Source organism: Chryseobacterium sp. CFS2, assembly GCF_036543225.1.
Classification (GTDB): domain Bacteria; phylum Bacteroidota; class Bacteroidia; order Flavobacteriales; family Weeksellaceae; genus Chryseobacterium; species Chryseobacterium culicis_A.
The window spans coordinates 197,940-217,756 of sequence record NZ_JAZHQU010000006.1; the positions used below are offsets into that span (position 1 = coordinate 197,940).

Here is a 19,817-nt window from a genome sequence, read left to right on the forward strand (position 1 = left end):
GTATCAATAGATTATTGCCAATGTACGGTCATCGTGATTTCCTCTGCTCCAGAAATCACTCCAGATTAAAAGTTCTTCGTCAATTTTATCATCATTCATAAAATCAGCTTTCGTCCGGTCATCATTATTTCCGGCAAGGTCTTCAAAAAGTGATTTCCAGCTTTGAGTGTCTTCCAGTTTATTTTCTGTGATAAATTTAGGATCATAAATACCATCGGTCATCAGCACGAGGTATGAAAAATCCTTAACACAGGTAATCCTGAAGCGGGAAGCCATTGTATTGTTGAAAATTTCTTTCATGGTGATAAATCGGGTACCTCCACCCAACTCTCCCACATCCATTCTGTTTAAAAGTTTAACTTCAGAAAAGTGGGTATTGATGAGGTTAATTGGGCAGTCTCCTACTCCAAAACTTAGAATAACATATCCAAAACTAAATTTTTTAAGCAATGTAAAAATAAGCGTTGCATGCAGATCATTCACAGAAAGGGAGTTTTCTGCTGCTGTCTTTTCTAATCTCTGATAAACAGATAAAACAGCTTCGGATAAAATATTTATAACATTTTGTTTGGCTTCCGATTGTTCTTCATTAGAGGATTGGGCAGCATATAGACGATTGATATTATTTTCAATCTGATTTAAAATCTCCTCTGAACTGAAAAACTGATTGATTGTTGTTGTAGCCAGTTTTGAACCTTCTCTTGCTGCTGTTGCCGAACCTGCTCCATCAGAAATCGAAACAATATTCCAGCCTGCAGGGAAAGTATTTACGGCAAAATCATCTTCACGGAATTTCCCTTCATGCGCATGGGAGCGTCCTCTTTTGGAAGCCACAACAATTTTTTTATCTGAAAATGAACCTTTGAAAGAGGCTTCTTCAGATTTATAAAAAACGGCATTTTTATCACTTGGAAGATTTTTCCATAAGTCTTTTGGATCTGCGTTGACAAACAGTTGAATTTTCTTTGTTTCAATCTGGCTTTGATCATGTATGTGATAAAACTGAACGTCCAGATGGTACATATTGTTGGTTACAGGAGTTCCTGAAATGGTATTGTTTTCAAAAGTAAGTCCTGCTTCTTCGAGATTCCCGATATTCTGAATTTTGATGTTCGGAAAATCGTCCATGTCAAGAGGGAATTCATAAAACTGTTTAACACTGGCATTCTTCAATACCCAATGAACCTCTTTGAATTCTTCTTTTTCTTTATAAATAACAGCTTGTTCCACAGTCTTCGGTTTAGATTCACCGGCTGATTTCCGGAAAAATTTACCCATCATTAGCCCAAAGTTCGGTTAATATCAAATCCACCTCCGGAAAAACCGTAATAATCCGAAGTTCCACACCATGGACATTTACTGTATCCTTCTCCTCTCAGACAATGAATTCCTCCGCATGAGCAGGTAGCCAGTGCAATGGGATTGGCACAGTGAGGACATGAAGTTCCTCCATCCAGTTCTTCTATATTGATTTTAAGGTGGGTTTTCTGGTTTGAAGAAAGCCTGTAGTACGCTTTTTCATCAATTTTATAGGCACCATCCAGTCTGTAGTACCGTGTAGCCATTCCCGGTATGCTGGATTCCGCAAATGCTTTTTTAAACTTCATCAGATAAAGCTTTTCAGTTTCCTGGCATTTTCCGTTCAGTACAACAAAATTATTGTCCGGAAATTTCTGTTCCATTTCAGGATCTACTTTTTCCAGAATAAGGGAATCAATTTTAGATAAATTAATGCCTTCTTTTTTTGCTTCTGTAACACTCTGGCTGGTTGTTTTAATAGAGTCCGTTACCCACTTGAAAAACTCTTTATAGGAATTTTCATCTGAATTATTGAACAGCAAAACATGGTCTGCCAGAGAACCAAGAAGTTTATAATTGGTATTTTCCCCTATGGATACAGCAATCGTATTGGATTTTCCATTGTATTTGGTATTCCATCGTTCAATGGCTTTGGTAGCATCATCGGTAGGCACTCCGTCTGTAAACAGGAAAACAATAGGTTTCCAGTCGCCTTTTCTCTCATAGGTGGTTTTCACAATATCCCTGTCGATACAATCCATTACTTTGATTAAGCCCTGTGAAAGTGACGTTCCACTTCCAATTGGAATCTTAGGGGGATAAAAGCTGATAATATCCTGCATTGGAGTAATCACTTCAGCTTCTCCTGCAAAGCCAATAACAGAAATGTAAACAGTTTCGAGTGAATAGGGATCTTTTTTCAATTCCCTGATGATATTGGCGATACCTTCCTGTACCTGCTCAATAGGTTCTCCTACCATAGATTCGGAGATATCTACTAAAAAATAAATAGGCAGTCTTCTCATGGTGTAAAGACAATTTTTTAAATAATAATATTAAGTTCCGATGGTGGCGGAGGTAAGGTGATATTTTCTCCCGTACTCTGAGAATGTCCTCCCTGTGTAATGGAAGAACTCACCCATTTGAAAAAGGAAGAAAGCGTAATGGCATCTGTAGTATCCAGTTTTACCACATGATCCGTCAGTTCTTTCAGAAACTGCTCATCTGCTTTCGGACCAGCTGCACACCCTACGATGGCTCCAAATTCCAAACCTCTGATCACAGGGATCATTTGTCTGTATTTCTGGATATCGGAAGGTTTTCCATCCGTAAAAATAAAAAGCAGCGGCTGCCAGTCTCCTTTTGCATCGGCTGATTTTTTTACGAGTTCTTTCCGAACCAGTTCAGAAACCATTTCCAAAGCGGCTCCCGTATGGGTTGGTCCACTATCCGGACAGGTAATTTCCATAGGATAAAAACTCGCCAGATCTGTTAATGGTATCATGTTTTTAACCTCTCTATCGAAAGTAATAACACTTACATGTAAACTGTCCATCGCCTGCGGATCTGCACGCAGCATGCTGATAAGGCCGTTGAAACCGTTATTCAATGCCTGAATAGGTTCTCCGTTCATAGAACCTGAAGTATCCAATAAAAAATAAGCTAATAATCTCCTGCTCATTATAGACAAATATTAATTCTGAAGCCGGCGGAGGGAGTCGGAGACTTCCAAGCCGGCTTTTATTTGAGTTGAAAAAAAGTGAAAATCTAGTTGGAATAAGCGTACTGCTGTCTCAGAATATCGATAAAATTATCTGTATTATGCGCCTCACCTACAGCACGAAACTTCCAGTCACCATTATGTCGGTATGCCTCTGCAAAAACCATTGCACATTTTCCGTTCATACTTGAATCTCCGGAAAGGCTGTATTTTGTAATTTCTTTTCCTGAAGCATCCACCGCACGGATAAATGCATTTTCAATCATTCCGAAATGCTGGTTATTGGTTCTTCCCTGATAAATAGTAACAATGAATACAATTTTCTGATAGCTTTGATCCAGCTGATCCAGCCTTACAATAATCTGCTCATCATCTCCATCTCCAGCTCCGGTTCTGTTATCTCCTGTAAGCCAAACATTCCCGCTTGGGTGCTGCATAGAATTGAAGAAAACCACATCTCCCTGATAAAGTCCCATCTGTCTTCCGTCATTAGTCTGAACGGTTCTTCCAAGATTAGCTACTTTTCCGTTGCCATCTAAAAGAAATGCTACTGCATCAAGGTCATATTCAGCTTCTTTACTGAACAGTTTCCCAAAGAATCCACTGCTTTGTTTTCTGACATCCCATCCTAAACCGATGGTTACTTTTGAAAGATCATAAACGCTTTCTCCGCGGTCATTCTTTCTTAAATCTATCGTTTGTCCTTTCTGTAAATTAATTGCCATAGTTATCGTTTTTGTGTATTTGATGATTTATTTGATGATTTGTCCTTTGTAGTATTTCTCAAGAAAGAAGCCCAGATCTGCTCTGTATCCTATTCCCGAAGCTTCAAACTTCCAGCTTCCGTTTCTTTTGTACAGCCTTCCAAATTCTACTCCTGTTTCAATGGAGAAATCTTCATCCAGTTCATATTTTGCAATTTCCTGATTTGAATGATTATCTACTACTCTGATATAGGAGTTTCTAACCTGTCCGAAATTTTGTCTTCTTCTTTCAAAATCTTCAATAGTAACCACAAAAAGAATCTCTTCCACTCTTGAATCTACTTTATCAAGATCTATAACGATCGCTTCATCATCATCACCATCGCTGTTTTTACCACTGGGATCATCTCCTGTATGGGTAAGCGCTCCGTCCGGAGAATTCAGGTTATTGTAAAAAACAAAGTATTCTTCACTTACTAATTTTCTGTCAGAATCAATCATGATTGCAGAAGCATCCAGGTCAAAATCGTAGCCTGTTCCTTCATTCGGATCCCAGCCTAATCCAATCGTCATTTTCGTTAATCCTATCTCGATCTTTTGCCCTTTCTGTAGATTAATTGCCATAGTGTTTTATATTATGATTATTTTTTGCATTAAGATAGAAGTGATTTACGAATTGACCAAATTTATTGATAAAAAAATGATCTATACAGCTTCATTAAAACGATTTACGTCACAAAATGACCATAAAAAAAGGTTCAATTAAAAAATTGAACCTTGTATTGTATAAATGTATTTTGAATTACTTTTCAAATTCTTGATCCGAAACAGCAGCATTTCTTGCTTTTGCCAGCATAGGAATGGAAATCAGTCCCATCACCAGCATAATCACAATCTGCAGTGGTAAAGAAATAAAGGAATAGGTAAGCCCCATTTCCCCTCCAAAATCTGCGCTTTTTCCTACTGAAATAAAAAGGGCCATAAAACCGTACTTCATCGCAAGATTATAGGCTCCAATTCCTCCACTGGCTGGGATAATCATTCCCAATGTTCCCACTACAATAATGAAAAAGCCGTCTGCAAAGGTAAATCCTGAGGTTTCAGGAAGAGCAAAGCAGACAAGATAGGCTGCCAGATAATAGCAAATCCAGATTCCTAATGTATAAAGGATGAATTTTCCCTTTTCTTTTAATTTAAAGATAGAAGTTAATCCTTGAAAAATCCCATCAATAAAATTAACGACCTTTCCTAAAAACGGAATGCCTGAAAGTTTCTTTTTAAACACAAAAAACAAAACTGTTCCTCCTATCAGAATGGAAAGGATCAATACTATTTTATTAGGATTAATATTCACTCCGGAGTTTTTATAGAATGACAGAATCGCATCATATTTAAACAATAAAGTCAATCCTAAAAATCCCATCATACAAACCAGATCCACTACTCTTTCCAAAATGATTGTTCCAAAAGATTTGTCTACCGGTACTTTTTCCACTCCATATAAAGCTGTAGCTCTCGCTACTTCACCACTTCTCGGAATGGTAAGATTCATCAGGTACCCAAATGATATAGACCAAAGGGCATTGGAGTTCGAAATTCTGTGTCCCATGGGTTCCAGCATCAGATTCCAGCGGATGGCTCTGAACCAGTAAGCAAGAAGACCAAATACGGAGGCAAACAATACCCAGATATAATTAGCTTTAGCCAGTGACTTTTGAATGACTTTAAAATCCAGTCCCCTTAGGGCAAGCCATAAAAAAAAGCCTGCAAAAGCAAGCGATATTACGATTGTAAGTATTGATTTTACCGGACTTTTTGATTTTTTCTCCATGTCCTACGTAAGAAGGTTTGTTTTTTCATCCGGGAAAACGATCTTCGGCTGGAAGTCTTTTGCCTCCTCCGGGGTCATCTGAGCATAAGCAATAATGATGATGATATCATCTTTCTGTACTTTTCTTGCTGCAGGTCCGTTCAGACAAACTTCTCCTGATTTTCTTTTCCCTTTGATTACGTAGGTATCAAAACGTTCTCCGTTATTTACATTCACGATATAGACCCTTTCTCCCACTACCAGACCGGCAGCTTCTATAAGATCTTCATCAATCGTTATACTCCCTATATAATTAAGGTCAGAGGCTGTTACTCTCACCCTATGAATCTTAGACTTGAAAACTTCTATTAGCATGATGCAAATTTATTAATAAAAATTAATAAAACAGGTCTTTCCTATCATTTAAAAACTCCCACAAACACAGGGGTTTAATTTCACAAAATACAAGAAATATAAAAATTACTTATAAATTTAATAATCATATGATCAAAAATGTTAATTGTTTATATAGAATTTAGGATTTAATAAATACAAAAAATAATATTAACTTTTTGCTAAAGTCAATAAACATAAGCATTTGGCATGATTTTAGTAACCTGTAACGTAGATTTTCTGTGAAAAGTGGAATTATCATATTTTAACTGATTTGAGTGAAAAGCAAAAAAATTTTACAAGTTTTAATAAAAAAATTGCACAATTAGAAAATAGTACTATATTTGCTATAATTACGAACTAACTTTAATATTAAAAATTATGAACAAGTCTGAATTAATCGACGCAATCGCAAAAGATGCAGGTATCACTAAAGTTGCAGCAAAAGCTGCTTTAGAATCTTTCATCGGTAACGTTACAACTACTTTAAAGAAAAAAGATGGAAAAGTTTCTTTGGTAGGTTTTGGTACTTTCTCAGTAGCTGAGAGAGCAGCTAGACAAGGTATTAACCCTGCAACTAAAAAACCGATCAAGATCGCTGCTAAAAAAGTTGCTAAATTCAAAGCTGGAGCTGATTTATCAAATGCAGTTTCAGGTGCTAAGAAAAAATAATCATTCAGATTACGAAAATTCAAGGGCTGTTTCTTAGAAACAGCCTTTTTTTTGTTTTAAAGATGATAGAGAATTAAACCATTAAGAAGTTTTAAGGGCGTAAGAATTATTAAGTTGTGGCTAAAGCCTCTATCATTATGCATAATAAAAATAAGCGGGCTAAAGCCCGCTCCTATTGAATTACAGAGTTTATATTTTCAAGTGGTTTGTCTCATATTAAAAACCACCACTTCTAATTTCTAACTTCTAATTTCTAACTTCTAATTTCTAACTTCTAACTTCTAACTTCTAACCTCTGATTTTCCTATTAAGGTGCCAGTCTTGAAATTTTCCAGTCGAGATCTTCAAGCTGATAAATAATCCTGTCATGAAGACGGTTGGGTCTTCCCTGCCAGAATTCAATTTCATAAGGTCTGGCAAGATATCCGCCCCAATTGGCAGGTCTTGGCACCTCAGTATTTTCATATTCCTTTTCTAATTCTTTCAATTTTTCCTCTAAAAACTCCTTGTTAGGAATCACCTGGCTTTGCGGAGAAACAACAGCTCCCAGCTGGCTTCCTTTTGGTCTTGAATGAAAATAACCGTCACTCAGATTTTCTGCTACCTTTTCAAGATCCGCTTTGATAATAATCTGCCTTTCAAGATTGGGCCAGAAAAAATGCAGACATGCTTTATGATTATTTTCTATTGCTTTTCCCTTTCTGCTGTTGTAGTTGGTATAAAAAATAAACCCTTCATGGGTATATGCTTTAAGAAGTACCATTCTCGTTCTCGGACATCCATCTTCCTCTACTGTAGAAACCGCCATAGCATTAGCTTCTGAGATCATCGGGCTCTCACTTGCCTCCAAAAACCAGTCTCTAAACTGCTCAATTGGATTTTGTTTTATCTCACTTTCAATAAGTTGGGATTTATCGTACACTTTTCTTTTGTCGTGCAGGTTTTCCATAAATATTTTTTATTAAATTTGAGTATGAATCACTCATACAAAGGTAAAATATTAATCTCGACACCTGACATTTCCGGCGATATTTTTTCAAGATCGGTGGTATTGGTTATTGAACATAATGAAAGTGGTGCATTTGGTTTGATATTGAATAAAAAGAACAGCCAGATGAGTAGCAAGTTCAAAGATTTTTTTGACTTTAAAATTGAGGTTTATGATGGAGGTCCTGTAGAAAACGACAAGGTATTTTTCATCGTAAAAGGTAAAAGAGTCACAGAGATCTATACAGACATTACCGATGAATACTACCTTACAGAAGATATTGAACGGATCATTAACGCTGTTTTAAGCAGTGAACTGGATATTAATCATATCAAAATATTTTCAGGGTATTCCGGATGGTCTTCGAACCAGCTGGACACTGAGGTTCAAAGGAAAATGTGGACCGTAGTGGATGTTTACAATCTTGATTATACGTTACCCAATGATCAGACGCTTTGGAAGTCTATCATGCAAAATCTTGGAGGAGAATTTCTTCTCTGGGCCAATTCACCTGAAGACATCTCATTGAACTAAAGGCCTATTTTTCGTATCATTCTGATAATTAACAAACTTTAAGATTCCTTTAACCAATTTTAAACAAAGTTTTTCCGTTCTTTGAAAAACCAAAATCACTGATATGAAAGGTATTACATTACTTGCTTTATCAATATTTTCTACAGCGTTTTTATCATTTACTCCTATCAACAAAAAGTACATTGTCATAGATGCCGGCCATGGCGGAAATGATTTTGGGGCTACCCATGGTGAAATTCTGGAAAAAAATATTTCATTAAGTGTTGCTAAGGAAATACAGAAGATCAATGAAAGCCAGGATAAATATGAAGTTATTTTAACCAGGGATTCAGATAGCGCTCCTACTCTTGCCGAAAGAACAGATATGATCAATAAGCTGAACCCAGAAATGGTCATTTCTCTTCACGTTAACAGTTCTCCTCAAAAAGAAAGATATGACAACGGATTTGAAGTGTATGTTCAGAATTCTGATGTTTCAAAGGAGTTAGCCGGAAAAATCTATAAAAAATTTAATGCCCGTAAAATTGAAGAGCGTAATCTTCACATGCTAAGAGAAACCAAAGCAGCTGCTGTATTGGTAGAACTTGGGTTTATCAATAATTCTGATAACAGGAATTATATTACCAGTGAAAAGGGGCAGAAAGAAATTGCACAGAAATTTGTTGAGATCATCAACGAATATTAAATAAAAATAACAATTTCTGATTTACTCAGAATAAAACCCGGTAAAGGACTTCTGGAACTTTGTTGTTTACCGGGTTTGTCAATTTCTATTGATTAAAACTTTGTTTCCAGCTTTCTACCAATTCGGAGAAGCGGGTCGTTTCAAAAGTCTTATTTCTTATCTTACCTACAGAAAATATACCTTTCTCATCAGAAATCATTAAAATTTCTTCAGCTTTCTGAGATTCGAATGCGATAATTTCGTGTTCCTGGATATCCGCAAGATTATTCTTATGTAAAAAAGTAACAAAATTTTCCATCAAAGGAGAAATGTATGCTCCTTCAGTCTGCTTGGGTACTTTGATAACATCACCTTCTAAAAAGAGAAGATTTCCGGCAGTGGTACGTGCAATTCTTTTGTTTGGATTCAGAAGAATAACGTCGTCAAGGTCATTTTCCTGCGCATAGATCGCTCCGTAAATATTTTCCGGACAGTGAACCCTGATATTGCTCAGAAGATTGTTATTAACGTTAATTTCTTTAGTCAAATCCAATTCTAAAGGTCTTTGATGAACTGCAAGCACATCAGCCATTTCTGTTACTTCATAAAAATAAGAAACAGAAGATTTTGCCAATGTCACGCCATCATTATTTCTGAACACCTGGAAATTGATAATTCCGTTCTTAACTTCTTTCTCCTCTATAATTTCTTTTTGAAAAAGGGTCTGGAAAAACTCCAGCGTGTAAGTCAAAGGAATATTCATTCTCATCTTTCTCATGGAAGCCATCAGGAAGAAATAACATTCTTCGTCCATGATCAATCCACTATTTCTTACAAAAAAAGAAACCTTCACTGAGTCGCCCCAAAGAAAAGCTCTGTTCTTTACATTTAACTCGTCTGATGTAAAATATTGATTTTCCAATTTTTGATGTGATTTATTTACAAAAAAATAATGAACGATAAATCGTTCATCAGTTTTATCATTTAATATTGCCCGGTATTATGCCGCACCTAGTTTTATTCTTAGGTTCTCAATAAGATTTTCCCAATACATTGCATTTTCCTCTTCATCACCTTCTTCACAGAAATCTGTAATATTTAAAGCAAGATCTTCTGTAATATCATCAATTGTGATAGTCATTTCAAAGAAATTTTTTGTTCCTTCATCTTCTTCCCATCTGAAACGCACGAAACCTTCAGGCTTATATCTGATCAAAGTGGCCTTCTCAGCAGGTCCTCCGCCCCAGCTAAAAAAGAAATCATCGCCTTTCTCTGTTACCTCATCCGCAAACCATTCAGACAATCCTTCTGCAGTCGCCAGATATTCATATAAAATCTCTGATAAACAGTGCATTGGAAATTCGTAATGGACTTTATGTTTCGCCATATAATCTTTGTTTTATCGTCCCGCAATATATAAATTAATTTTTTTATTACGCAAAAAAACAATTACTTTTTTATAGAATCAGTATGATATTTATCACGGGATTCAAATCCTTATTATGTTAAATATTAGGGCTTAAAACTGCCATGCAAAACATAAAAAAATCTCTCCTTCCCGGAGAGACTTTATCTTTAATTTTCATTCAGTATCTCTAGAATAATCTGACATCCTTCTCTGATTTCGCCCAGAGATAATGTGAGAGGTGGAGAGATTCTCAGGTATTCATTTCTGTACAGCTGCCAGAAAACAATAAGTCCTCTTTCCATGCATTTTTTTGCCACTTCCAGTGTATATTCAGGAGTTCCTAAGTTCACGGCAAGCATCAGACCTTTACCGTTGATATTTTTAATTTTAGGATGAACCAAAAGTTCTCTGAACAACTTCTCTTTTTCTTCTACTTCATTCATTAAACCGCTTTCCAGCACTTCTTTTAAAGTAGCATAACTTGCTGCTGCAATCAATGGGTTTCCTCCAAAAGTAGTAATATGACCTAGCTTTGGTGAATGTGAAAGGGTTTCCATAATTTCTCTGGAACTCATAAAAGCTCCTACAGGAACTCCTCCTCCCATTCCTTTCCCCATTACCAGAATGTCCGGAACGATTCCAAAGTGTTCGAAAGAGAATAATTTCCCTGTTCTTCCAAATCCTGGCTGTATTTCATCTAAAATCAAAAGTGCTCCTACTTCTTCGCATCTTCTCTTCAGTTTGATCAGATAGTCGTTATTGGGCACCAGAAACCCTGCTGCTCCCTGAATGGTTTCAAGGATAACACATGCTGTTCTCTCTGTAATTTTATCGAAGTCATTTTCATTATTAAATTCAATGAAAGAAACCATTGGCAGTAAGGGACGGAATTCCCTTTTGTGGGTTTCATTTCCGGAAACGCTCAACGCTCCATGGGTATTTCCGTGATAAGAGTCTTTAAAGGAAACAATTTCTTCTCTCCCTGTATATCGTTTTGCCAGCTTCAAACTTCCGTCAATGGCTTCAGCACCACTATTGACAAGATAAGTAACTTCCAGTGGATCCGGAGTAGCTTCTGCCAGCAATCTGCATAACGCTGTAGGTTTTTCCTGGGCATATTCACCATACACCATTACGTGAAGGTATTTATCAGTCTGCTCTTTGATGGCATTCACAATTTTAGGATGCGAATGTCCCAAAGTATTGGCAGAAACTCCTGCTACAAAGTCAAGATATTTCTTTCCGTCTGTTCCATAAATATAGCTTCCTTCTGCTTTTTCAACTTCAAAACCTGCTGCAAACTTTGTGGTTTGTGCCTGATATAGAAAAAAATCTTTATGCATTTCCATTGTCTCCAAAAATTTCAGCAAAGCTATAAAAGATTCATTACATGCTAAAATTAATATATAAAAAAGACCAGTGCTTACTGGTCTTTTCTATTATTTTCTGGTTCGTTTAGGCTTTTTAGCTTCTTCTTTCGCTTTTTCGTCATCTATAGCTTTCTGAGCTTTATCGAATAGCTCACTATCAGCTGTATATTGTATTTCTTCGTTATTCGGAGTGTCTACAAGGATATCCTGCCATTTTCGGATCCGGTCTTTGGTATTCCAGTTAAAATCCGGGAATTTTCTTTTCGAAGGTTCTATCATACTCATAGGATAAGTATCTGATACAGCCCCAATACTACATGAAATTATTTGTAAAGCTCTTTCTTCAAACAATGCTCCGATAATTCCACATGTTGAAAGGGTGATCCCTATTCTTTCCTGTTTTTTTGTTTCCTGATCGGTATCATCAACATATACAATAGCCTGGGCATTCCCCACTACTCTTGCCTCTTTAATTGCATTTTTCTCATAGTAAACCGTCATGAATTTTCCTTTCACCTGGTTGAACTCATCTTTCAGCGTTAGTGAGTCTACTTTACTGATGGCAAAGGCATTTCCGATGACTTTTAATGAATCAATATCTTCCGTCTGGGTATTGAAGTAAGCTTCTACTTTATCTCCGGTAACCTGTTTTTCACCACTCCAAAGAATCGGATTGGTATACATATGCATAATTCCGTCTGTTTCATTGAAGGCAATAGAGTCTGCTCTTCCCTGTGCATTGGATTTATAAATACGGGCCTTTTTGAAGGCTCTCAGGTAACTTTTCTTAACTTTGATATCCAATGAGTCCGGTCTCTGATAAGAGATTATTTTTTCTGCGGCAAAATAAATGGAGTCTTTTTCCATTACTTTTACAGCATAAGGATTTTTAGTCATCATTGCGGAGTCTTTTTTCTCAAAAATCTCTCCGTAACCTCCTTTTATATATCTTTTTTCTTTAGGATCATCCAGGGTTACATTTCCTGTTGCTTTACCGAATCCGGAAATCTGATTGTAATACATATCATCACCGGTAAGAATTTTCTCATTATAATAAATCCTGGAGTTTTTGGTTAGAAAAGCTTCCTTGGAATCCATTTTATAAGTTCCCTTTTCGGTATAGATTCTGTTTCTCGGATTGGTTTTACTGGTAATAGTTGTAGGACCTAAAAAATCCGCAATTTTTGTATTTTGATTCTGCTTGATGTTGGGACCCTCTATGGTATATTGAGGGGTTTCAATTTTCACATTTCCGGTAAGATCCACCACGCGCGTATTCAGAAAGTAAGTTCCTACTTTGGCATAGGTTACATTCTGCCCGTCAGAGATTGTTCCTCCTGTATTAAAATAAGCCTGATTAGCCAGCCTGTCATAATAGAGGATATCTGTTTTTATGGTTTGCTTAGGATCGGTTAAGACCACATTTTTTCTGGCAACACCTTTTTGGGTATTGGCATCATATTCCATTTCTCCTGCCGTGATTACAGAGCCGTCAGTGTTTTGAAGTCTTGTATTGCCTATTGCTTTTACAAAGTTTTCCTCATTATATAGAATGACTTCATCTGCTGTAAGAATAGAGCCTTGGTGTTCGATCTGAACGTGACCGGTAAAATATTGATTCCCGTCGTATTTTTCAGGATCTTTCTTAATTTCGTCCGCGTGGATGATCTTTACTTTATCTTCAGGTCTTACCTGTTTAGGCTGAGCCGGTGAAGGAGCCTGCAAATAAGGATCTCTCTTCACAGGAGTTTTATCCTGCGCAAAACTTAGCGTAGAAATAAAGATTAACAGAAAAAAGGCTATTCTCATTAATTAGTCATTCTTAGTGCCATAGAAATATAGCGAATGAGAATCAATTTTTACGCCAAATGCTTCTTCAATGGCTTCTTTGATTCCTTGGATTCTTGGGTCGCAGAATTCAATAATTTCTTCAATCTCTTTATCAGAGTCTTTTTTGTAGATCACCAGGTGGTCATGCTGTTTGTCAAAATAAGACTTTTCATATGATGAAGAGGTCAATGTTTTTTCTCCGAACTGATGCTTACGGATCAAGCCTGCATCAAGGAAAATTTCAATCGTGTTGTAAATGGTTGCTTTGGAAACATGGTATTTCTTCTGCATCATCAGAAGATACAGATCATCAACATTAAAGTGATGATCCATATTATAAATCTCTTCCAATATCGTATATCTTTCAGGTGTGTTTCTGAACCCTTTTTCTAATAAGTAGTTTCTTAAAACATCCTTGATCAAAGCTATATTTTTTTCTTTTTGTATTGTATCCATTAAAAAAATTATCTACAAATTTATTGAATTTTATTTAAATAGATATTATGGTTAAATACTAGAGGATTAAGAATTGTGACGGAAATACCCGGATTGCTCAATCTTATTGTCATACACTGTAAGTTCTGTGATCGGTGCAGACTCCACTTCAACGTTATGGGAAGATACTCCCCAGGCCTTAAAGTCGTCACTTCCGATATACTTCACAAAGTTGTAAATATTAAGGGTAATCTTCTGTTTAACAGTTAAAAGAATATCGTTGATATAGGTGTTATCTATGATCACATATTTAAGATCCGGTGGTATATCGTGAGCTCTTAAAGAAGGATGGCTGCTTCTTGAAGGAATGGTTCCGTCTGCCATTAAATCTTTAAGTACCATGTTGAAATAATCATTGATTCTACGGTCTACTTTGAATCCTAAAAGGAAATTGATCTTATACACTGTACCCGGAAGAATTTCATCTACGGTATATCTGAAGGTATATGGATCTTCCTGGTTTACGATGCTCAGGATAAAGTAATGATCTGCTCTTTTTGGCTGCTTTTTGATGATGGAATAGATAATTTTTGATTCTACTTCATCATTTCTTTTTGCTCTGCTCAGGTAAGCAAGATTAGTAGCGTATTTCGGAATGGTTTCATCCAGCTTCATGTCTTTAAGGATAGACACATACTTTTCTATTTTCACAAACTGGATAAATCTTGTTTTGATCAGTCTTCCGTTATACCATGCATACATAGAAACCCCGATAGAACCTGCCAATACAACAGTAATCCATCCACCTTCCATGAACTTGATAATATTAGCACTGAAGAAACCTAATTCAATAGCCATATAAACAAAGGCAAAAAATAAAATTAATATTTTGCTTACTCTTTGTTTCAATAGCCAGAAGACTAACAGGATGGTAGTCATCAGCATTGTCACTGTAATGGAAAGTCCATAAGCGGCTTCCATTTTTCCAGATTCCCTGAAATGCAGCACAACAATAATACAAAGGATAAGAAGTCCCCAGTTGATTCTTGGGATATACATTTGTCCTTTCACCCCGGAAGGATAATCAATTTTCTGATTGGGCCAAAGGTTTAGAGACATTGCTTCTGAGAATATGGTGAAAGAACCTGTAATTAATGCCTGGCTGGCAATAATTGCAGCAGCTGTTGCCAGAATTACTCCCGGAATAATCATCCACTCTTCCATGATTCCAAAGAACGGGTTTACCACAGAGAATCCTGGTTTGTTATAATTAGTCAAAAGCCATGCTCCCTGTCCAAGGTAATTAAGAATAAGCATAATCTTAACGAATGCCCAGCTTACTCTGATATTTTTAGCCCCACAGTGTCCTAAGTCAGAATAAAGGGCTTCTGCTCCGGTTGTACAAAGAAAAACAGCTCCTAAAATAACAATGGCACTCGGTGAGTTGACAATAAGTTTATAAGCGTAATATGGATTGAATGATCTTAAAATCTCAAAATTCTCACTCAAATGCATTACTCCCAATCCTCCTAACACAAGGAACCAAACAACCATCACAGGACCAAAAAACTTTCCGATAAAGCTGGTTCCGAATTGTTGTACCACAAAAATGGCGATCAGGATTCCGATTGTAATGGGCACAACAGGAGTGTGAGGATTATAAATTTCAAGACCTTCAATAGCTGACATTACCGTCAGTGATGGGGTAATTACTCCGTCCGCAATAAGGGCAGCAGCACCAACAATTGCAATGAGGTACAACCATCCTTTCTTAAGGTTTCTTACCAATGAAAACAAGGCCAGAATTCCTCCTTCGCCTTTGTTATCTGCTCTCAAAGCAATGATCACATATTTGATTGTAGTCTGAAGGGTAAGCGTCCAAATAATACACGAGAGTGCTCCCTCTATATATTCATTGAAAGGCATATTGCTCCCTTGGGATCTTGCATTCACAATTGCTTTCATTACGTAAAGCGGAGAGGTACCAATATCTCCAAAAACTATTCCTAGAGACACTAAAACTCCAATAAAGGAAAGTTTCTTTATGTCGAAGTGGTAACCATCTTCTGTAACTTCTGCCATATCAGCTTAATTTATTTTAAAGGCGCAAATTTATACTAATTTTATGACGTCAAGAATTTTTCTTCATGAATATAATAAATGAAAAAACTTCCTTTCGGAAGTTTTTTTCTATAACTATTTTACGTACATCGCTTTTTTGATTTCCTCTTTTACTTTTTCAAGTTTAGGGAACCATTCTGCAAATAATGCAGCAGAGTAAGGTGCAGGTGCATCAGGAGTAGTAATTCTCTTGATAGGAGCATCTAAATAATCAAATGCTTTTTGCTGTACCATATAAGTAATTTCAGAAGATATAGAAGCAAATGGCCAAGCTTCTTCTAAAATAACCAGTCTGTTTGTTTTCTTCACAGATGCTAAAACAGTGTCAAAATCAAGAGGACGAACAGTTCTAAGGTCGATAACTTCTACAGAGATTCCTTCTTTAGCCATATCTTCAGCAGCCTGTAAAGCCAGCTTCATGATCTTACCAAAAGAAACCAAAGTAACGTCTGTACCTTCTCTCTTGATATCTGCTTTTCCTAATGGTAAATAATATTCTTCTTCAGGAATTTCCATCTTATCTCCATACATCTGCTCAGATTCCATAAAAATAACCGGATCATTATCCTGAATTGCAGTTTTCAACAACCCTTTCGCATCGTAAGGATTTGAAGGTACTACTACTTTAAGGCCGGGAATGTTTGCAAACCAGTTTTCAAAAGCCTGAGAATGGGTAGCTCCTAATTGACCTGCAGAAGCTGTAGGACCACGGAAAACAATTGGGCAATTCCATTGTCCACCACTCATCTGACGGATTTTAGCCGCATTATTGATAATCTGATCAATTCCTACCAATGAGAAATTGAATGTCATATACTCTACAATGGGTCTGTTACCATTCATCGCAGCACCCACAGCAATTCCTGTAAAACCAAGTTCTGCAATTGGGGTATCGATTACTCTTTTAGGACCAAACTCATCCAGCATTCCTTTTGAAGCTTTATAAGCACCATTGTATTCTGCAACTTCCTCCCCCATTAAAAAGATGGATTCGTCTTTACGCATTTCCTCGCTCATTGCCTGTGCAATTACCTCACGAAAAGTATATTCTGCCATATTTATTCGAAAAATTTAGACTACAAAAATAGTGTTTTTTTATTATACACATCATAAAAAGGCTTCTCATTTTGAATGGAAAGCTTTAATATTAATTTTATTTAAAACGGTTTTTCTTCGTGATTACACAGTTATTTGCCGTTTATCTAAAGCTATGAAGAAATTCCAGGTAATTCTTTTGGATACAAAAAATGACATCTCATTTCTGAAATGTCATCTAAATTCTATTTAAACTTAAATTAATTAGCTTTCTCCCAAACCTGGGTTCTTCCTAATAAAGATAATCCTAAGTAACCTCTTACATTCAGCTTATCACCGCTTCTTGTAATGGTACATTTATAAGTTTTTCCGGTTTTAGGATCCGTAATTGTTCCTCCTGTGAACTCATCACCGTCTTTTTTCAATCCTCTGATGATTTCTAATCCTAAAATGGGTTTTCCTTTTCTGTCATCCTTACAAGCTGTACAGTTTGGATCAGCTGGCTTTATCAACAACTGGGAAACCTTCCCATAATATTTACCATCTGATTTTTTGTACACTTCAACAATAGACTTTGCCTGTTTTGTTTCATCATCTATTGTTTTCCACTTACCTTCAATCTGGGCAAAAGTAAGCACACCACAAAAAGAAAGTGCGAACGTTAACAATATTTTTTTCATATTTCTTATAGTTTTAATTTTTATACAATATTCTTATCTACGTATTGATAAAAATATAAATTAATTTTCAACGAACAAAAACTTTTATTATACAAAGCATAAAGAGGTTAAAAAAGTAAACCAGTTTATTTATAACTTATCTTTTCTATCTTAATACAGCTTCCTGTTAATCACCCTATCCATATAATCCTGATACCAGGCTTTCGCAGTTTTCTTCCCAGCTTCCACTTCGGGGTTTTTAACCTCATTGATCAGATTTTTCTCAAGACTCAGATCAGATTGATTATACACTCCGATGATTTCTTTTCCATCAAAACGATAAATATAGTTTCCAATCATGAACTGATCTGTACTTCCATCTGAATTGACAACAATAAAAGGATATTTTTTATCACTTACCAAACTTCTGCCCCAGCTTCTGATGGGTTTGTTGTACCCAATAAGATCTGCTAATGTAGGATAAATATCTGCCTGTTGTGCTATATCCTGACTCACTCCTTTTAACTGATATTCAGGATTCGGAGAATAGAAAACCAATGGAACAGCATAGCGGTTCATGGCTCTTTCGTATTCCGGATAGTACACCTGATTGGTATGATCTCCTGTGAAAACAAAGATGGTATTGTTGTACCAAGGCTGTTTTTTAGCCGTTTCAAAATATTTTTTGATCGCATAATCCGTATACTGCATCGGTTCATGAATTTCAATTTTCCCTTTTTTAAATTTCCCGTTATACTTTTCAGGGATCTTAAAAGGGTGATGTGATGAAGCAGTAAACACAGTGGTCATGAAAGGCTGTTTCTTCCCGACATTTTTAGCAAAATACTGAAGGAATGGCTCATCCCAGATTGCCCACATTCCGTCAAAATCTTCATCATGATTGTATTCTGTTTTTCCGAAATAATGTTTAAATCCTAGAATATTTCCAAATCCAAGGAATCCCATAGATCCATTTGGGGCACCATGATAAAAAGAAGTATCATATCCCAGATCATTACAAACAGAAACAATAGACTGAATTTTCTGATTGGAATACGGAGATCCCGTAAATGCATCGGTAAGACTCGGAATTCCGGCCAACACACTGCTCATTCCATGAATAGACTGTCTTCCGTTCGCAAAAGTATTCGGAAAAATAAGACTCTGCGTCGCTAAACTATCCATGAAAGGAGTGTAAGAAACATAATCTTTAATATTTTTATCTTTATTAAAAGCTCCCGAATATTCTCTTCCGAAAGATTCTACAATGAAAATAACGATATTGGGACGGTTCTCTACTTTTCTGTCATACACTTTATAAGGCTGCACATTTTCTTCAATATATTTTTCATCTACGAAATGAACTTCCTTAAAGTTATTGGTATTTAAAGTCCTGAAAAAAGAAAATGTACTGTTAAGAACCATATTTCCCTGCAGAGGATTTGTTACAAAACGGGTAGCATCCACCATATTAATAGGTCTTGTACTGTGTTTAAAATCTCCTCTTATTCCTCCCACCACTAATACTGCCGTAATACACAAAGTAAGAATGGAAGTAATAAAGTAAGGAAGCAATTTCAAAGGTTTCACCTCTTCTACTTTCACTTTTTTGTAAAGGAAAACCCATAAGATCATCAAAACAACAAACCAGATCAGCACAAAAGGATGCTCTCCAACAGAGATCATCAGTGTTTTAGATACATTGGATTCATGTTCGGCCACTTGAAATACTGCCGAAGTAAGCCTTGCCTGAGAAAATTTATAGTAAATAAAATCTCCGAAATTCATGGCATAAGCAATACCGTTGGTAATGAAATACAGCCAGAAAAGAATTTTCTGAAAAACTTTCTTCGTATTGATTACTAAGGGTAATAAACTAAGGAGTATAAATAGTGCGTTGACATACAGAATAGCGGTGGTATCAAAAGCAGTACCATGGAAGGCCAGCTTTATATATTCTGAAACAGAATCAACTTTAATCAGATCTTTATTAAAATACCAGAATAAGAGTCTGGCAATCTGATAAAAAACATAGGCTAAAAAAATCCTGTAAACTAATGCCAGAACTTCCTGTTTTCTAAATCCTTTTAAAAATTTCATGGAGCAAATTTACATCAAAATCACTTTAATGCATTTTTTAGTTCAGATTATTTTGAGTTAGAATTTTTAAAAACT

General features: G+C 36.2%; 20 protein-coding genes. 3 read left to right on the forward strand and 17 right to left on the reverse strand.

Annotated features, from left to right (window positions below; translation table 11 throughout):
- Positions 1–3 precede the first annotated feature (3 nt).
- The 7 genes from ODR02_RS15670 to panD all read right to left on the reverse strand — a co-directional run bounded on the left by ODR02_RS15670 (position 4) and on the right by panD (position 5,908).
- Entirely contained in the window at positions 4–1,281 is a 1,278-nt protein-coding gene (locus tag ODR02_RS15670; RefSeq protein WP_309512737.1) for a PP2C family serine/threonine-protein phosphatase, read from the reverse strand.
- A complete protein-coding gene (locus ODR02_RS15675) occupies positions 1,281–2,324 on the reverse strand; it encodes a TerY-C metal binding domain-containing protein (RefSeq protein ID WP_309512738.1) in 1,044 nt (347 codons plus the stop codon). Before ODR02_RS15675 ends, ODR02_RS15670 begins: the two co-directional genes overlap by 1 nt.
- 17 nt (positions 2,325–2,341) lie before the next feature.
- On the reverse strand, positions 2,342–2,980 hold the full coding sequence (locus ODR02_RS15680; protein WP_309512739.1) for a vWA domain-containing protein: 639 nt from the start codon (positions 2,978–2,980) through the stop codon (positions 2,342–2,344).
- An 86-nt stretch (positions 2,981–3,066) separates the two neighbouring features.
- Complete coding sequence (locus ODR02_RS15685; protein ID WP_309512740.1) at positions 3,067–3,744, reverse strand: TerD family protein; 678 nt, start codon at positions 3,742–3,744, stop codon at positions 3,067–3,069.
- Positions 3,745–3,771: 27 nt separating this feature from the next.
- Positions 3,772–4,347 (reverse strand): TerD family protein, encoded by a 576-nt coding sequence (locus ODR02_RS15690; protein ID WP_103232447.1) that lies wholly within the window; start codon positions 4,345–4,347, stop codon positions 3,772–3,774.
- Positions 4,348–4,525: 178 nt separating this feature from the next.
- The gene (locus tag ODR02_RS15695) at positions 4,526–5,554 is read right to left on the reverse strand and encodes a lysylphosphatidylglycerol synthase transmembrane domain-containing protein (RefSeq protein WP_309512741.1); all 1,029 of its coding nucleotides are present in this window, start codon (positions 5,552–5,554) and stop codon (positions 4,526–4,528) included.
- A 3-nt stretch (positions 5,555–5,557) separates the two neighbouring features.
- Positions 5,558–5,908 (reverse strand): aspartate 1-decarboxylase, encoded by a 351-nt coding sequence (gene panD, locus ODR02_RS15700; protein WP_002976902.1) that lies wholly within the window; start codon positions 5,906–5,908, stop codon positions 5,558–5,560.
- A gap of 399 nt (positions 5,909–6,307) precedes the next feature.
- On the opposite strand from panD, the gene ODR02_RS15705 reads away from it, so the two are divergent.
- Positions 6,308–6,598, forward strand: a complete 291-nt coding sequence (locus ODR02_RS15705; protein ID WP_002976900.1) for an HU family DNA-binding protein — start codon at positions 6,308–6,310, stop codon at positions 6,596–6,598.
- A 307-nt stretch (positions 6,599–6,905) separates the two neighbouring features.
- Here ODR02_RS15705 and pdxH read toward each other — a convergent pair whose 3' ends face one another.
- Positions 6,906–7,547, reverse strand: a complete 642-nt coding sequence (gene pdxH / locus ODR02_RS15710; protein ID WP_105681321.1) for a pyridoxamine 5'-phosphate oxidase — start codon at positions 7,545–7,547, stop codon at positions 6,906–6,908.
- Between the two features lie 24 nt (positions 7,548–7,571).
- On the opposite strand from pdxH, the gene ODR02_RS15715 reads away from it, so the two are divergent.
- A complete protein-coding gene (locus ODR02_RS15715) occupies positions 7,572–8,120 on the forward strand; it encodes a YqgE/AlgH family protein (RefSeq protein ID WP_114820398.1) in 549 nt (182 codons plus the stop codon).
- 103 nt (positions 8,121–8,223) lie between these two features.
- The gene (locus tag ODR02_RS15720; protein WP_309512742.1) at positions 8,224–8,805 is read left to right on the forward strand and encodes an N-acetylmuramoyl-L-alanine amidase family protein; all 582 of its coding nucleotides are present in this window, start codon (positions 8,224–8,226) and stop codon (positions 8,803–8,805) included.
- A gap of 85 nt (positions 8,806–8,890) precedes the next feature.
- Here ODR02_RS15720 and ODR02_RS15725 read toward each other — a convergent pair whose 3' ends face one another.
- The 9 genes from ODR02_RS15725 to ODR02_RS15765 all read right to left on the reverse strand — a co-directional run bounded on the left by ODR02_RS15725 (position 8,891) and on the right by ODR02_RS15765 (position 19,742).
- Positions 8,891–9,706, reverse strand: a complete 816-nt coding sequence (locus ODR02_RS15725) for an aminotransferase class IV (RefSeq protein ID WP_309512743.1) — start codon at positions 9,704–9,706, stop codon at positions 8,891–8,893.
- Between the two features lie 78 nt (positions 9,707–9,784).
- Positions 9,785–10,171, reverse strand: coding sequence for an START-like domain-containing protein (locus tag ODR02_RS15730; RefSeq protein WP_034696870.1), 387 nt, complete (start codon positions 10,169–10,171; stop codon positions 9,785–9,787).
- Positions 10,172–10,359: 188 nt separating this feature from the next.
- Positions 10,360–11,535, reverse strand: a complete 1,176-nt coding sequence (locus ODR02_RS15735) for an aspartate aminotransferase family protein (protein ID WP_309512797.1) — start codon at positions 11,533–11,535, stop codon at positions 10,360–10,362.
- Between the two features lie 96 nt (positions 11,536–11,631).
- Positions 11,632–13,371 carry an OstA-like protein gene (locus ODR02_RS15740; RefSeq protein WP_309512744.1) on the reverse strand — a complete coding sequence of 580 codons (1,740 nt, stop codon included), beginning with the start codon at positions 13,369–13,371 and terminating at the stop codon, positions 11,632–11,634.
- A 3-nt stretch (positions 13,372–13,374) separates the two neighbouring features.
- Positions 13,375–13,848: a Fur family transcriptional regulator gene (locus ODR02_RS15745; protein ID WP_002976876.1), complete on the reverse strand. Its 474-nt coding sequence runs from the start codon at positions 13,846–13,848 to the stop codon at positions 13,375–13,377.
- Positions 13,849–13,914: 66 nt separating this feature from the next.
- The gene (locus tag ODR02_RS15750) at positions 13,915–15,909 is read right to left on the reverse strand and encodes a KUP/HAK/KT family potassium transporter (RefSeq protein WP_309512745.1); all 1,995 of its coding nucleotides are present in this window, start codon (positions 15,907–15,909) and stop codon (positions 13,915–13,917) included.
- A gap of 114 nt (positions 15,910–16,023) precedes the next feature.
- The gene (locus ODR02_RS15755) at positions 16,024–17,004 is read right to left on the reverse strand and encodes a pyruvate dehydrogenase complex E1 component subunit beta (RefSeq protein ID WP_034696867.1); all 981 of its coding nucleotides are present in this window, start codon (positions 17,002–17,004) and stop codon (positions 16,024–16,026) included.
- Between the two features lie 239 nt (positions 17,005–17,243).
- Complete coding sequence (locus ODR02_RS15760) at positions 17,244–17,663, reverse strand: DUF2147 domain-containing protein (RefSeq protein ID WP_149386930.1); 420 nt, start codon at positions 17,661–17,663, stop codon at positions 17,244–17,246.
- Positions 17,664–17,813: 150 nt separating this feature from the next.
- On the reverse strand, positions 17,814–19,742 hold the full coding sequence (locus ODR02_RS15765; RefSeq protein WP_309512746.1) for an LTA synthase family protein: 1,929 nt from the start codon (positions 19,740–19,742) through the stop codon (positions 17,814–17,816).
- Between the last annotated feature and the right edge of the window lie 75 nt (positions 19,743–19,817).

What these genes read in the sequence shown, in the direction of transcription:
- ODR02_RS15670 (WP_309512737.1), bottom strand. Translation starts at nt 1,281, where the DNA reads ATGATGGGTAAATTTTTCCGGAAATCAGCCGGTGAATCTAAACCGAAG.
- ODR02_RS15675 (WP_309512738.1), bottom strand. Translation starts at nt 2,324, where the DNA reads ATGAGAAGACTGCCTATTTATTTTTTAGTAGATATCTCCGAATCTATG.
- ODR02_RS15680 (WP_309512739.1), bottom strand. Translation starts at nt 2,980, where the DNA reads ATGAGCAGGAGATTATTAGCTTATTTTTTATTGGATACTTCAGGTTCT.
- ODR02_RS15685 (WP_309512740.1), bottom strand. Translation starts at nt 3,744, where the DNA reads ATGGCAATTAATTTACAGAAAGGACAAACGATAGATTTAAGAAAGAAT.
- ODR02_RS15690 (WP_103232447.1), bottom strand. Translation starts at nt 4,347, where the DNA reads ATGGCAATTAATCTACAGAAAGGGCAAAAGATCGAGATAGGATTAACG.
- ODR02_RS15695 (WP_309512741.1), bottom strand. Translation starts at nt 5,554, where the DNA reads ATGGAGAAAAAATCAAAAAGTCCGGTAAAATCAATACTTACAATCGTA.
- panD (WP_002976902.1), bottom strand. Translation starts at nt 5,908, where the DNA reads ATGCTAATAGAAGTTTTCAAGTCTAAGATTCATAGGGTGAGAGTAACA.
- ODR02_RS15705 (WP_002976900.1), top strand. Translation starts at nt 6,308, where the DNA reads ATGAACAAGTCTGAATTAATCGACGCAATCGCAAAAGATGCAGGTATC.
- pdxH (WP_105681321.1), bottom strand. Translation starts at nt 7,547, where the DNA reads ATGGAAAACCTGCACGACAAAAGAAAAGTGTACGATAAATCCCAACTT.
- ODR02_RS15715 (WP_114820398.1), top strand. Translation starts at nt 7,572, where the DNA reads ATGAATCACTCATACAAAGGTAAAATATTAATCTCGACACCTGACATT.
- ODR02_RS15720 (WP_309512742.1), top strand. Translation starts at nt 8,224, where the DNA reads ATGAAAGGTATTACATTACTTGCTTTATCAATATTTTCTACAGCGTTT.
- ODR02_RS15730 (WP_034696870.1), bottom strand. Translation starts at nt 10,171, where the DNA reads ATGGCGAAACATAAAGTCCATTACGAATTTCCAATGCACTGTTTATCA.
- ODR02_RS15735 (WP_309512797.1), bottom strand. Translation starts at nt 11,535, where the DNA reads ATGCATAAAGATTTTTTTCTATATCAGGCACAAACCACAAAGTTTGCA.
- ODR02_RS15740 (WP_309512744.1), bottom strand. Translation starts at nt 13,371, where the DNA reads ATGAGAATAGCCTTTTTTCTGTTAATCTTTATTTCTACGCTAAGTTTT.
- ODR02_RS15745 (WP_002976876.1), bottom strand. Translation starts at nt 13,848, where the DNA reads ATGGATACAATACAAAAAGAAAAAAATATAGCTTTGATCAAGGATGTT.
- ODR02_RS15750 (WP_309512745.1), bottom strand. Translation starts at nt 15,909, where the DNA reads ATGGCAGAAGTTACAGAAGATGGTTACCACTTCGACATAAAGAAACTT.
- ODR02_RS15755 (WP_034696867.1), bottom strand. Translation starts at nt 17,004, where the DNA reads ATGGCAGAATATACTTTTCGTGAGGTAATTGCACAGGCAATGAGCGAG.
- ODR02_RS15760 (WP_149386930.1), bottom strand. Translation starts at nt 17,663, where the DNA reads ATGAAAAAAATATTGTTAACGTTCGCACTTTCTTTTTGTGGTGTGCTT.
- ODR02_RS15765 (WP_309512746.1), bottom strand. Translation starts at nt 19,742, where the DNA reads ATGAAATTTTTAAAAGGATTTAGAAAACAGGAAGTTCTGGCATTAGTT.